Here is a 15,117-nt window from a genome sequence, read left to right on the forward strand (position 1 = left end):
AAAGTAGGGGTCTGACCCTCCTCTTTTTTTTGTCGAATTAACAATTAAATTAATATATGGAAATGTTTGCTATAAATAGGTGATTGTGGTTACTATTAAATTAGTGCTTAAAAAAGGGGGAGTTCGATGAAAAAAATAAAAAATCAGGCTATATCACTAGCAGCAGGTTTAGTACTTGCAGCGGGCCCATTTGCATCAGCAAATAGTGCTTACGCTGATGCAGACTTAAATTTAAAGGCGGAGGTCGCTGCTTACAAGGCAGAATCGCCGTTGCTGCAAAAAAAGCTTGAACAAACGAAACAAGCAGCTTTGAGTGAAGATACGATCCTCATTAAATACTCGAAACCGCTAACCGCTACTGAACACCGGGCTGCAGGAGGAACTCTTGTAAAGATAATTCCAGGACTGAATTATGCTGTCGTAAAAGTAAAAGATAAAAAGAACCTCAATAAAGCCATGAATAAGTACAGCAGCTTTAAGCAAGTTGAATCCGTTAATCCAAGCGCTTTATATAAGCCGCTTGCCATAACAGATCCTAAGGTAAATGAACAATATCATCTGGGCCAGCTGAAAGCAGCGGAAGCCCAGAAGCTGGCAGGAAATAAACCGGTGACTGTTGCTGTAATAGATCAGGGAACGGACATGAACCACCCTGAATTAAAAGGGAAACTCCTGCCGGGATATAATACAGTAAATCCAATGAACCAGGGAAGCCCCGACTACCATGGCACCCATGTTTCCGGCATCATTGCAGGAGCCAAAGATAATGGCATTGGAGGCTACGGTATTAATCCAAATGCCAAAATACTGCCCATTGATGTATTTGACCGAGGCTGGGGAGCGAGTGATTTTGCCATTGCCCAGGGTATTCTGCATGCAGTTGAAAAGGGAGCCAAGGTTATTAATATGAGCCTGGGGGGACCAATGAAATCTCCCGTTATTGAAGAAGCTGTAAATAAAGCTTTAGAAAAGAATGTAACCGTTGTAGCTGCTGCTGGAAACACTGGAGATGACACTTTGAGCTATCCTGCGGCGTACGAGGGAGTTATAAGCGTAGGCTCTGTCAACAGCAAAAAGACTCTCTCGGACTTCTCTACCTTTGGCCCTTCAGTAGATGTAGTAGCACCCGGTGACGAGGTATACAGCACCTTATATGATTATGAGAAAAAGTCCACCTTCACTAAAATGAGCGGTACATCAATGGCCTCCCCTATGGTAGCAGGAACAGTTTCCCTGCTCTTATCCAAATATCCCGATCTAACCCCTTCGCAGGTTGAATATGTGTTGGAACATACAGCAGATGATCTGGGCGATAAAGGGTTTGATGTAAAATATGGGAATGGGTTGATAAACCCTGTTCGGGCACTGCAGTACGATATGAAGAAAATACCTGATTTGTCCAGTAAAACCTGGAGTGAGAAAGAAATATTAGAAAAAGCCGAAAATGTGGAGCTGAATGGCAATACAGCATTTACTGGCACTTTTACAAAACCATTTGAAGAGAAGTGGCTTCAAACGGACGTGAGAATAGGTGACAAAATCCAGTTTGAATTGGATGGCTCCTCCCAATACGATTATAAGCTTATGATCTACTTAAATTCTCCCGAGGGAAAATTGAAACTGGACGTTAATAAGGTGAGGGAAGGAAAGAAGGAGGGCAAATTTATCGATATACCGCATTCCGGCACACTTTCATTTGGTGTAAAGGATGTAAACGGAAGCTATGATGACTCAGGAAAAAGATTATCAAATTATAATTTGAATGTGAAAAAACTTAAAGAATTGCCCAAAGATGAGTCTTCAAGTGAAATGCCAATTGATATTCAGCTCCCATATGATTCAAAAGGTAAAAATTACACACTGATGGCAACAGGCGAAGAGAAGGATGATGATTTTTACTCTTTTTCTGTTGAAGAAGAGCAGCTTGTGAGAATCAGCCTCTCTGCTATCCCTGGAGTCGATACGAGTATCGGCGTTTATGAAATTGGAAAAGACATGATTGATCTAGAGGGTATGTCTAAAGAAGAACAGGAATCCTTAAAGAAGGAAATAGCAAAGAGTCAGGAAGAAGGGGAACCTGTTTATTATTCAAATAATAAAGGAAAAAGTGAGGGAGAAACTTTATCCTTTATTGCAAGGCCAGACATGGAATATAAAGTGAAAGCTTCCAATGAGGCGGTCAATTATTTCGGCATCTATGATTTTATTATGAATGAAGAAATGATGGATGAAGAACAAAAACCGGAATTTTCATTGACTCCCTATAATATAAAAGTAGAGGGGAAAGTACTTCCTCCTGATGAAGATGGCCTTCCAATGCTTCCGCCTGATGGAGTAGATATGGGCGGGACATTAGAATCCCAAAGAGAAGTTATTTTTGAGGAATACAGCCCTGACGAAGAGTTTGATTATGTGCAAACTATCAAAGACGGAGCATTGCCTTCAGGAATTGGACAGGCTGTAACAGGTTATCTTCAATCAATGGAAGATGAAGACTGGTATAGTATCACACCGGAGGAAACCGGCATCTATGAATTCAATTTTGATGATAAATCAAATCTGCCCCTAGTGGAGATCTATCAAATTAAGACTGATAAAGATAAGGAAGGCAAGGAGCATTCTTATCTAAGCTGGATCGGCACCAATATGGATTACAGCTGGTACCCGGGGAAATTGGAAGGAAAGCTTTATACCGGAATGGAAAAAGGTGAAACATATTATCTAAAAGCAGCAACAGATTATATGGCGGGTTCAGTTTCTTTTGACCCCTACCAGTTTAATTCAAAGCTATTAGTCTCTAATACTGGTGACAAATATGAGAATAACAATGAATTGGAAAATATTAAGGACCTCCCATCTGCTGCATTCGAAGCCAATTTTTCCATGCCTAATGATCAGGATATCTTTTATTTTGAACCAAAGAAAACGGATATCTATGCTATGACCATGGAAATGAAAACTGCTTCGGAAGCGCTAAAAGCAAAATACCCTAAACAGCTGTTTGGCAGCTACTTTGGATATATGGCTGTAATTGAGGATGTAAACAAGGATAGAAAACTGGACGATGAGGAATATGCGAGATCACAATACCTTGAAAAAGGTTCAATGAATGGGACCACTTATGGCTCCTTTAAAGCCGAAAAGGGGAAAAGCTATATCATTCTTGCTTCTGCATATTTCGAGGGAGTCCTCCCGCTTTCTTTAAATCCTTATAAGCTTACATTGGCACCCGTAAATAAAGCCGATGAAGATAAAGGATCGGTCGTCAAAGGCAACATCCCTTCCAAGCCGCTTCCTCTCAAAAAGAAAAGCGACAAAGCCTGGGAAGCAGCCGGCTACTTAAATGCAGGTGTACCGTATGGCGATGAGGACTGGTATGAGCTGAAGCTTGATAAAGATGCTTCAGGCACACTGGAGTTTGTCACAGGCATGGAAGCTGACGGTGTTATATCCTTATACAGGAACGGGAAACTGCTGGCTGCAGCCGATCACTATGCAGCCGGAGATACAGAAGTAATGGCGTTCAATCTCAAAAAAGGCACCTACCACATTAAAGTGCGTGACACATTTGGAAATGCGACTCTTACACCGTATAATCTGAAAGTGAATATAAAATAATAAATAGGGTCTGACCCCTACTAAAGTAGGGGTCAGACCCTCATTTGAGGTGAAAACATGGCGAGAAAACCAAGAGTCTGGTTCCCTGGGGCAACCTATCATATAATTAGCAGGGGCGTTAGAAAGCATCCTTTGTTTTATGATGAGCAGGACAGGAAAGTTTACTTAAATCAACTAGAAAAAGTAATAGATAGATACCCTTGTAAAATCCATTCATATTGCCTTATGACGAATCACATACATTTGCTATTGGAAACAGGCTCACACTCTCCCTCAAAGATTATCAAGCTTCTCCACACCCGTTATGCTATCTATTATAAATTTCGGCACCAAGTGTCAGGGCATGTTTTTGAAAGCCGATATACTGGAAAACTGATTGATTCGTTAACCTATTTCTTAGAGGCAAGCAAATATATACACAGGAATCCCTTGGAAGCCAATTTAATTGAAAACAGCAATAATCCGCTATGGAGCAGCTTGCATTATTATAAAGATAACTCCACTTCCCCCATTCTAACCACCAACAAAATCCTCTCCTATTTTCCTAATCCTTCTTTAGAAAACTACCTGCTTTTCGTTGATAAAGAAAATAAAGTAAATGAAGAAATTGAAGAAAATTAAAGTATAAATCTTCCATGAAGGGAATAGATTAGTAGTAATCTATATATCTGGAGGAGAAAAAAGTGAGAAAATATGTCCTTATCATTCCTATCCTATTATTTGCCTATATTTTAAACTGCAGCAATGCTCATGCTGACAACAAAAAGGGGCCGTCTTTTATGCCTGATAAAAGCCGGATCTATGAATATGTCTATTATGAAGGCCGAAGCAAACAGACCTTCTTAAGCCAGGATGGGAATAAGGCGTATTGGAAGAATATTTACTCTTATGGCGGAGATCACGAATCTGAAATTATGTACAGAGAAGATGAGAATGGGCTATATGCTGAAAATGTAGACACTAGATTTTCCTTTCAAGAATTAAAATATCCGATTTTTTTGGGACAGACATGGAAGGAAGACTATAATGGCATCCCACTAACTGTTAAGATAATCGAGATTGGAAAAACAGTAAAAACGCGGGCTGGAACTTTCACAAATGTTGTGGTTACAAAGGACAGTGAAGGAACATACAGACACTATGCTGAAAACGTTGGACCGATTTTGACTGATCAGCCGGCTTTAGAGTACGGAAGTCCGCTATATGAGGAATTAATAAGCTTAAAAAAGCAACGGGGCAAAGTGGTTTATTGGGATGGAATGGAGCTTAAAAGCGGACAAATTGGAAGACTGAAAATCAATGAAAGCATCAATCTATGGAAAAGGGAAGGGGAAACCCTTAAGTTTGTACGCATTCTTAAACCTGGAGAAGTATACAGAGTCTATTCGTATGATTCCAAATACGGCGGCCAGTACGGTGTCGGAGCAGGCTACTATGTTACTAACATGAAGGACCATATCAAGTACGAAACACCTTCTAAGAAATTGTTGAATTAGGTGGGGTCAGACCCCTACTTTAGTAGGGGTCTGACCCTTTCTTTTTAGCAGCAAACAGATTAATATTGAACTTAAAGGAAGGGAGAAATCATTATGAAAAAATTCATTGCTGCATTTGCATTTCTAGCACTTCTGCTTTGTGTTTCTCCTGATTCAAATGCTTCCGCGTCGGTACTATGGGATGGAATGGAGTTAAAAAAGGGGCAGATTGGCAGAGTGACAGTTAATGAACCTATAAATTTGTGGAAGAGATCTGAAAGCGGGCTTGTTTTTGTAAGGATACTAAAGAAGGGCGAACGGTATAGAGTGTACCGGATGGATTCGGCTTATGGCGGCCAGTTTGGCCTTGGAGGCAATCTTTACATCACAAACATACCGGAAAGAGTTAAATATGAAACACCGTCGGCGGAAAAGAGGATGCTGCTTGGATGCGAAAGCTCTTGTCTCATCAGGCAGATAGTTTCTCTGCCGCAGGGAAGCTACGACAAAGGAGAGGCAGATGAAATCCTTCAGCGCCTGGAGACATTGCCTGTACCTCTACTTCAGCAAGTATACCTGAATAAAATCTCTATTCTTTTAACAAATGGACCTATTACAGACACCAGTGAATTCGCCTATTTGAGAGGCATCACACCCCGGGGGTGGGAAGGAACCAATAAAACCTGGGACGACATACCTGGTATAGGGGGAACTAAAACCGTTGCTATAAGAATCGGCTACAGCCATAGAGGAGCCGGCCATGGATCGATTAACCTTGAACTTCACGAACTGGCTCATTCCTTGGATAGCATTGTAAAAAACCAGATATCATCCGGTAAAGTATTTACGTCCATATGGGAGAATGAAAAGGAAAACCTTTTTCCTAAAGAAAACTATTACACGGGTTATGCAGAAGAATTTTTTGCTGAATCCTTTGCTATGTATTATCTGGACGAAAGCTCCAACAAACTTCTAAAAAAGAAAGCACCAAGAACTTATGAGTTTATAAGAAGCATGAAGTGGCAATGAAGCCCCAAAAAACGGCACCCTTCCAGGGTGCCGTTTTTTTGGGGTCTGACCCCTACTTTAGTAGGATAAGAGGGGATAATTGGAAGTTTATGTCCAAATGGTTGGTATTTTGTCATATAATGATAATGTAATATTTAAAAGGAGAGGAATAATGCGGAAAAAATGGTTTGTAAATGTAGTTGTAGCTGCTGCACTGATTATGGGAATTCATTCGCCTGCCGAGGCAAGCACCAATAAAGTATATTGGGACGGATTGCTTATGGTAAAGGGGCAAATAGGAAAGATAAAAGTCATAAAGCCTATTAATCTCTGGAAACGTGTTGGAGATAAGCTCGTTTATGAAAGAGTATTAAAGCCTGGGGAGCAGTACCGGGTCTACAGGTATGATAATCTCTTTGGAGGCCAGTATGGACTGGGCGGGGGATATTATATTACGAAAATGGCAGGATATGTCGACTATCGGACACCTTCCAAAAGAAAACTGGCTGAGCTTGAAGCAGCCGAAGGCGGAGGCAATGCTCCAGCGCCTGTGACAAAACTGTCAATTGGCAAGGTCACCAGCCAAAACTCCAAAACATTGGCACCTGGAGTTACACAGACAGAACTGGCTGTTGACAGTAATCGCGGAAAACAGAAGATCTACGCAGTTGAATATGATGGAAAAACAGAAAAAATTGCAATGGAAACAGCCTTGGCTAACGATCAGCTGTTTGGTTTTGAACAGGTCTCCAAGCAGGCTAACAGAAATCAGGCTCCGGACAATCATGTAGTCGCAGGGATCAATGGTGATTATTTTGACAGCAATGGCCACCCTGTGGATCTGATGATACATAAGGGAAATATTGTAACGACAAGCCAGACGCCGCTCCTTCAATTGGCTGTATTTGGAGTTACCAAGGACAGCAAGCCTTTGATCGGGAGCCCTGACCTGAAGTTATCGGTCCAAATTAATGGCGGGTCTCCATATACCATTAACTCTGTAAATAGAAAGAGGCTTGCCAACAACCTTGTCCTGTATACACCTTTCTTTGCAAGTTCTACGAAAACCAATGAACTTGGAACAGAAGCAGTGGTGAAAATTGATTCAGGGCAGCTGAACGGGCATAGCGTATTGACTGGTACCGTCACAAAAGTTATACAGGGTGCAGGGGACCAGAAACTGAATGAGGGAGAATTTATTCTTTCCGGGCATCATCTTGCCAGCCAATACCTGCAGACAATAAAGGCAGGAGATAAGGTAGAGGTAAGCGCGGTATTCGATTCAGCTGAGTGGAACCAGGTTGAAGAGGCCATCAGCGGAAGATATCATCTTGTAAGAAACGGAAAGGTTATCCCGCAAACCGTTGCAGGCGTTCATCCAAGATCTGCTATCGGCATTAAAGCAGATGGAAGCATCGTTACTGCAGTTATTGATGGTCGTACTTCACAAAGTGTAGGTCTAAGCCTGTCGGAAGTGGCAGCGCTAATGAAAGATTTAGGAGCTGTCAATGCGTTCACTTTTGATGGAGGGGGTTCTTCCACTCTCGTTTCCAGGGAATATGGAGACAGCCAGGTGACGATTCAGAACAAACCTTCAGATGGCAGGGAAAGATCGGTTTCTAATTCATTGCTGTTTATCAGCAAATATTTAAACGGCCCTCTCAACCAGCTGATTCTATCACCTGGTGAAGTTACACTGTTTGCTGGTGCGAATTATACTCATAGCAATATGGGTCTTACTATTAAAGGAATGGACCGCTTTTATAATGCTGTTCCGGTACCACAGCCAGTGGCATTCACTTCGCCGGCATTAAGGAAGAATGCTGATGGCAGCTATACAGCATTGGGGAATACTGCCAGCAGCGAAATGACTGTGACCGCTGGAGGGGTCTCCGGAAAAGTTAAAGTCAAGATCATCAATACTCTGGACCAGCTGCTAGTTCAGGAGAAAGATATAATTGTTGAAAAAAATAACTCGTACAAAATAATGCCTCAGGGTATATACAAGGGCAAGGCTGTACTGACAGACCCTTCTGCTTTTAAATGGAGCGTGTCACCTAATATTGGAACAATAACAAATGGAGAGTTTAAGGCAGGAAATACAAATGGGTCTGGGATCATTACCGTTAGCCATGGAAAATTAACAGCTAAAATCAATGTGACAGTCGGCACTCCTGAGCCAATCCTGCTTGAAGGCTTTGAAGCAGGGTTTGGAAATTATAAAGCCTCTGGTGCCCGTTATAAAAGTGTGAGTGCAGAGTCCTCTGCCGCACAAAGCAAGACAGGAAAATACGCTGCAAAGCTTGCTTATGACTTTAATGGTACATCCGGAACTTCAGGTGCATATATTGATGCCGCCAAGCCAATCCAGATAAAGGGATATCCAAAGAAAATTGGAATGTGGGTTTACGGCGATGGCAAGGGACATTGGCTGAGAATGCAGCTGAAGGACGGAAAGAATAAAGAAATCCAGCTTGATTTTACTAAAGATCTAAACTGGACGGGCTGGAAGTATGTCGAAGCAGCGGTTCCCCAAGGTTTGGCACTCCCGCTGTCAATTGACACACCAGTACGCTACATGGAGGTCAGTGATTCTAATAAAAATGGTGGAATTATCTATATAGACCAGATTCAGGCAGTATACAAATAGGGTCTGGCCCCTTACTTAGCACCCCAGGTGACTTGTGGGTCTAAAGTAGGGGTCTGACCCCTTTTTTCATTGGTTTGATTTGTATAAGGGGTTATGGTACTCTATTACAAGCGATAATATTTTTTTATATTAGATATTAATTTACAGAACCCTTTTTCTTTGGAGGGAAAAGAATGTCATTAAGACCAAGCCAAAATAACATTGATGAAATCAGGAAGCAGTTTGAGAAGGAACCTCCCAAAATCATTGGAGGCTATAAGCGCCAGGTCTGGGCTCAAAAGGCTTTGGATAAAACAGCGAATGATAACATTGAGAAAGAGCCGAAAGGGTTCCTGAGCGCCAAAGCGATATTGGAAGCTAAAGACGGCACATTTTACCCGGCATTTCTGTTAATTGATTCTAAAAAGAGCGGTAAAATACAGGATGCCTTTTTCCTGTCAGAAGTAAAGGATCAATTTAACCTTATCCCACTGGAACTTGCGCTGGAATATGTGGACAAGGACTCTGGCGATATGATGCCGTTCAGATACAGAACCCTTGAACAAATTAAGGGTGATCTTTATCAAAAGAACTGGCCGGATTTCTCATAAGTAAAAAAGGGGCCTGACCTGATGGCTGAGGATACTATCTTCAGCCGGGTCAGGTCTTTTGTTATAGTTTTCTTCCATTGTGAAAGTTCATACTTTTGCCGCTTGAGTGAACAATCTGTGATTGTTATGTTTCAATAAGCAAAAAGATGTCTATAGAAAAAGAAAAATGATAGGGGGATTAATTTGAAAAGGCTAGTAATCGTGGCTGCCTTATTCGCCTGCGCTTTTTTCGGGTTCCAGTTCCAAGCCTCTGCCAGTGAAAGCTGTCCTGATAGAGTCATGTGGGGAAAGACTGAACTGAAACAGGGCCAAATCGGGAAAGTGACCATTTTAAAGAATGTACAAAGCTATACTTTAAGCAGCAGCATAAAACCGGCAAAATTGCTTTTAAAAGATGCAGAGTATCGGGTCTACTCTTACAAAAATGGCTATTATGGTTTAGGAGGAGGGTTATTTGTTAAGAAGGACAGCAGTGTCCTTTACCAGACTCCTTCAAAGGCCAAGTTAAGTCTGCTGAATTGCCAAGATGCTTCTGTTTTTTCGGTATGCGGAATAACGATCGGCACTCCCAAGGCTGATGTTGAAAGGCTATTAGGCAGGGAAAAGGACAGGCAGCTCAATGAATATAGTTCTCTGTGGTATGTGTATCACCAAAACTATAAAAACTTTATCCTCATTTCCTATGATAAATCTAATAAGGTTGAAGGGTTTTATACTAATTCCGGACAGCTAAAGAGCGGCTCAGGTATTACAATTGGCACTTCGAAGGCTGATACGAGGGATAGTCTGGGAAGTCCCATCAGCTATATTGTTAAGGGATATACCCGCTACAATTTGGAACAAACTGCAGAGAAAGATTATTTTGCTATCAAAGGAAACATAGCTACAGTATTTTACGATGTCCATAATGCAGGAAAGGTAACTGCAGTCCAGATGCTGAAACAGGAAATGGAAGAAAGAAAGACAGGATTCTTCGGTCCTCCTACGGTCAGCCTGCAGCTTGCTTTCGAACGCACCATGTTTGATTTAACCAATAGCATACGTGTAAGGAACGGCTTTGGAGCTGTGACTAGAGATACGCTTGCTGATCGTTCTGCGCGCAAGCACAGCCAGGATATGGCGGAGCATAATTTTTTTGCCCATAATAACCTTCGGGGAGAAACCCCTTTTACGAGAATGACAAAAGAAGGCGTGCGCTATTCGGCTGCAGGGGAAAATATAGCAATGGGATATTATAGCAGTATATTTGCACATGAAGCTTTATTGAATTCTCTGGGGCACAGAAAAAATATTCTTGATCCAAAATGGAGAAACCTAGGGGTTGGCGTTGCTTTCACGGATAAAGAAGGACTTCCTTACTATTCACAAAACTACTTCACTCCAAAATAGAGAAAAAGAACCCTCTAATTCTATTCATTTGTAATATAAATGAAATATTAGAGGGCTTTTTTAATATAAATGAAATAAGAAAATTACAGAAAATAAGGTAAAATTACCTTCAGAGAGATAAAAATTGACAGCATTTTTATCATTTTGGGGGTACATATGAGAAGATTAGCGAAATTAGTTTTATCTGCAAGTTTGGTTTTGCCTATTTTTGCAGGGGCGGCAACTGCACAAGCATCCAGTTTAAACGAAGATATTGTGAGCTACAGCAAAAATTTAATAGGAATTCCTTATGTTTATGGAGGGGCAACAACTTCAGGCTTTGACTGTTCCGGATTCTTAAGATATGTATACAGCCAATATAATGTCGATCTTCCTAGGATTTCTTCAGATCAGTTTTCTGCAGGCACACCTGTTGAAAAAAGCGATTTGCAGCCGGGGGATGCTGTTTTCTTTGAAACATATAAACCAGGTCCATCCCACTCAGGTATATATATTGGTGACAGCCAGTTTATCCATGCTGATGCCACCAAAGGAATTTCAATCAGCAGTATTGAAGATCCTTACTACTGGAAGAGCAGATATCTGGGTGCGAAAAGATACGTCCAGGAGGCTCCTAAAGCAGCTTCCCTTCATGCTGATGGGAATTTCCGCGGACTTGCTGTTAAGAGCGGCCAAATCGGCATAGTGGAAATCAAGAAACCTATTAATCTATGGAAGAGAAACAGCAGCAATAAACTAGAGATGGTCAGGATTCTGAAGCCGGGTGAAAAGTACCGCGTTTACGTTTACGATACAATGTACGGAGGCCAATATGGACTCGGAAGCAGCATGTACATTACCAATATGCCGGAGCATATTGATTACTACGAACTATAAAAATTTCATGCCTCCTTGTTTGGAGGCTTTTATTTTGAGGAGGAGACTACTTTTGAATAATAGAGTGCAAAAGCTGATAGCTGGAATGCTAGTGTTATTGATGGCATTTTCTCTTATTCCAAAAAATACCCTGGGAGCGTCAAACTTAAACGCTTATATGACTGATGCAAAAAACAAGGCCACCGTGCTGAAATGGGCTATTTCAATTGAAGGGTCCGGGGATGGCAAGACAAGGCCATGGAAGCAGTATAATGATGCTAAGGACGCTAACGCAAAGGCTTTAGCAATGATTAATTCAAGCAAGCCTGCGAATGCAGCATTATTAGAAACTACCCTTAAAAATGAATCAGAAGTTCATATTAAAAGAGCTATGCATTATATTGATGCCATTACAGCTGGTGAGAAAATAACCGAGAAGAAAATTCAACTCTCTGCTCTTATAAAAACAAACAAAGTAAATGATGAACTTGAAGCTGCCTATCATTCCTTATCTGCTGAGATAAGGAAACAAGGAGTTCTACTCGACCGTGTCTATGGACAGTCGACGAGGGATCTGATCAGAAACAACTACAAAAACAGCGCTGAAACAGTCCGCAACAGCATTAAGAATGCCATTACTGTCAAAATGGAACTAGATGAAATGGAAGCTGCTCTTGCAGCTGGCGACAGGGCAAGTGCCTTGGAATACTTTAATGACGTCAAACTGCTCCTTCCGTCAGTAAAACCTGATGCGCACCGTGAAAATTTGAAATTAAGATTCAACGAGCTGGGTAAGAAATATAGCTTGGGAGATACTGATGTACCTGAAAAGGTAGAGTTGTCTGTCCAGGATATAAAAAAGGCCCTAACAGCCGAAGCTAGAAAGCATGGTATTCCGCCAGAGGTGTTAAAAGCGATAGCCATTACGGAGAATCAAGACTTCCGGCAGTTTAACGACGATGGCAGTCCCTTTGTGTCACTGGACGGCGGTATCGGGATCATGCAGGTAACATTGGGAGAAGGTGACAGCGAATATAATCTCCAACGCTTGCAATATGACACTTTATACAATATTGAAAAGGGTACTGAAATATTACTGTCAAAATGGGACTACGGCGGCAGCCGGACTCCTATCATTAATGGCAACGAAAAAGATATTTTGGAAAACTGGTATTTTGCTATATTGGCATATAACGGCCTATCATTCACCAATGATCCCGCGCGTGCTGCCGGCCAGACTTATCAGGAAAAAGTGTTTGAGAACATGGGGAGATACGGGCAGGTTTATCCTTCCCTTATACCTGAGGCACAGCTATCTATCACTTATCCAAACGGTTTAATGGATTTCAAAGGAAAGATGCTTTACCAGACTGTCAGCAAAACAAAATCGACAGAGCTGTACAAGGCTGGAGATGTAGTGACATTATCCACCGGAGGGTACCTTAGGCAGCAGCCTTCCACTGACGGTAAGGATGATCCTCTCCCGGCTGGGACGAAGGTCATTATCCTGGACGGCACGTTTGAAGATATCAAGAACAACCTCAATCTTTTTGCATGGTACAAAGTCCAGATCCAGGGGACCAACAAAGTTGGATACATTGCTTCATTTAATTTAAAATAAGACTTAAAGGCCTGTCTTTCAATAAGACAGGCCTTCTGGTTATAATTACCACAATCTTTTTAAACTTTTCTTCCCTTAAGATCGTCTAAAATTTGTAAAATAAACAAAGTATTGATATTCCTGTAAATTATTACGGGAGGGGGAGAAAAGTGAATAAAAAAGAGATCATTACTGATCTGATGAACCGCTATGGCACAGAGGTCCTTCACCTTGCCTACTCCTATGTGCGAAACAGGCAGACAGCAGAGGATTTGGCACAGGAGATATTTATAAAATGTTATGAAAAGCTTGATTCCTTTAAAGAAGAATCAGCTTTGGAGACTTGGATGTACAGGGTGGCAGTCAATCATTGCAAAGATTACTTAAAAAGCTGGTATAACCGCAAAATTCATGTGACTGATTATATATCCTCATTTTTCACATCGAGCCAATCAGGAGCTGAAAACGAATATATCCAAGAAGCTGAACGGAATGAGCTTGTTGATGCTGTTTTCAGGCTGCCTGTTAAATATCGGGAGGTCATATTCCTTTACTTTTTCAGGGAGCTGTCTCAGAAAGAAATCAGCGAAGTCTGCGACTTGAATTTAAATACAGTTAAATCCCGCATGCTCAAGGGGAAAAAGCTGTTGAAAAATATCGTTGAGGACAGGGGGGAGGACTACTTTTATGGAAAAGGAAATGAGCAGGATCAAAAGTCAAATGCTTGAAAGCGAGTTAGAAGGATTCGAATTCACAAATGAGATGAAGAGAACAGTGTTAAACGAAATAACGACCCGTAAAAGAAATAAACAGGCACCAGTAAAGAGGATGGTCCCTATATTTTTAAGCGGAGCTTTCGCGGTGGCATCGGCGGCAGGGATTTTTGCTTATATTTCAGACGGCACTGGTAGTCCTTCTACTGATTCTGCTCATATAAAACAGCAGGCAGCAGAAGAGAAAAAGCCCGTTTTGGTGCCGCCAAAATATATTCCCGAATCATTCATTCATAAGCATGTACATGCTGGTGATGATGAACTTTATGAACATGTTTATGAAAATAGCTTAAATAAGGCAGAGTTTTTTGCTTATAAAATGCAAAAAAAGCATCCTGTTAAAGATAAAAAGGCTGTTACTGAGGAAATCCAGCTTGCCAGCGGCCTGACAGGGACTTTCTATCAATTTACTGATAAACATTCACTTATCCTATGGGAAGATGAGGGATTTTATCAGGCAGTAGAACAGGAAGGCAATCTTTCTAAGGAAGAAATGCTTAAAATTACTGCCTCCATTTTAGAGCAAAAAGGGTTTGATCCTTTGATCCCTGATAAAAACATAGAAAAACCTAATACGAGTGAGCCGCCGAATAAAACCCAGAATGAGGATCATAGCAAGGCCGCTGCTCAGGAAAGCAATGAACAAGAGAAAGACACTGCAGAAAAGGAAATAAAGGCTGTCGAAGCCCCTAAGAAAGAATCTTCGGAACAGCAGCCGAAGGATACTCCTGAAAATGGGCCAGATGTTGTGAATCTATTTAAGGACTTATCATCCGTACTCGACAAGATCTATTCAAATAGTAGTGTAGACAATACGGCTTATAAGCTGCAGTATGAGTCTATGGACGATTTGCTTGCAGAGTTTGATGGTGTATCTGAAAGAGGAGCTGCAGAGTATCATTTTGGTTATCTATTTGAAGAGAAGAATGATGGTCTATATATAGTTGCAACAGAGGGGCCACTCATGTTCCAGCCCGGCCTTCCTTACGAGGTGGAGAAAGTAAGCGACGAGAAATATAAGCTGACTCAATTCCATGAAAGCGATCTGCATGGTACCAAAGATTTTGTGGCTTACCTGGAGTACAAGAACGGAAGCTGGATGATCACCTCTATTGAAACTTTAGAAGCAGGAGGTGTCTGACCCCACAGCCAATAAAAA

Annotated in this window: 10 protein-coding genes and 1 pseudogene; all 11 read left to right on the forward strand. The window is 41.4% G+C overall.

All coding sequences use genetic code 11. The annotated features are described in order from the left end of the window. The first annotated feature begins 126 nt into the window (after nt 1–126). Nucleotides 127–3,618: a S8 family peptidase gene (locus CYJ37_RS09110; RefSeq protein ID WP_101549281.1), complete on the forward strand. Its 3,492-nt coding sequence runs from the start codon at nt 127–129 to the stop codon at nt 3,616–3,618. A gap of 57 nt (nt 3,619–3,675) precedes the next feature. Beyond that, complete coding sequence (locus CYJ37_RS09115; RefSeq protein ID WP_101549283.1) at nt 3,676–4,239, forward strand: transposase; 564 nt, start codon at nt 3,676–3,678, stop codon at nt 4,237–4,239. Nucleotides 4,240–4,859: 620 nt separating this feature from the next. Further along, a pseudogene (locus tag CYJ37_RS27710) lies at nt 4,860–5,114 on the forward strand (hypothetical protein); the annotation flags it as partial. Nucleotides 5,115–5,207: 93 nt separating this feature from the next. Beyond that, on the forward strand, nt 5,208–6,122 hold the full coding sequence (locus CYJ37_RS27910; RefSeq protein WP_308302649.1) for an anthrax toxin lethal factor-related metalloendopeptidase: 915 nt from the start codon (nt 5,208–5,210) through the stop codon (nt 6,120–6,122). 151 nt (nt 6,123–6,273) lie between these two features. Further along, the gene (locus CYJ37_RS09130) at nt 6,274–8,751 is read left to right on the forward strand and encodes a phosphodiester glycosidase family protein (RefSeq protein WP_101549287.1); all 2,478 of its coding nucleotides are present in this window, start codon (nt 6,274–6,276) and stop codon (nt 8,749–8,751) included. Between the two features lie 173 nt (nt 8,752–8,924). Next, nucleotides 8,925–9,341 (forward strand): hypothetical protein, encoded by a 417-nt coding sequence (locus CYJ37_RS09135; protein WP_180827290.1) that lies wholly within the window; start codon nt 8,925–8,927, stop codon nt 9,339–9,341. Nucleotides 9,342–9,524: 183 nt separating this feature from the next. Continuing rightward, nucleotides 9,525–10,730, forward strand: a complete 1,206-nt coding sequence (locus tag CYJ37_RS09140) for a CAP-associated domain-containing protein (protein ID WP_101549289.1) — start codon at nt 9,525–9,527, stop codon at nt 10,728–10,730. A 156-nt stretch (nt 10,731–10,886) separates the two neighbouring features. Continuing rightward, entirely contained in the window at nt 10,887–11,606 is a 720-nt protein-coding gene (locus CYJ37_RS09145; RefSeq protein WP_101549291.1) for a C40 family peptidase, read from the forward strand. 52 nt (nt 11,607–11,658) lie between these two features. Next, a complete protein-coding gene (locus CYJ37_RS09150) occupies nt 11,659–13,206 on the forward strand; it encodes a hypothetical protein (protein ID WP_101549293.1) in 1,548 nt (515 codons plus the stop codon). Between the two features lie 149 nt (nt 13,207–13,355). Then, complete coding sequence (locus CYJ37_RS09155) at nt 13,356–13,913, forward strand: sigma-70 family RNA polymerase sigma factor (protein ID WP_101549295.1); 558 nt, start codon at nt 13,356–13,358, stop codon at nt 13,911–13,913. Continuing rightward, entirely contained in the window at nt 13,873–15,099 is a 1,227-nt protein-coding gene (locus tag CYJ37_RS09160; protein ID WP_101549300.1) for a DUF4367 domain-containing protein, read from the forward strand. The genes CYJ37_RS09155 and CYJ37_RS09160 overlap by 41 nt, the downstream gene beginning before the upstream one ends. Nucleotides 15,100–15,117: the final 18 nt, after the last annotated feature.

Source organism: Bacillus sp. UMB0728 (assembly GCF_002858875.1).
Taxonomy (GTDB): Bacteria; Bacillota; Bacilli; order Bacillales; family Cytobacillaceae; genus Bacillus_AB; species Bacillus_AB infantis.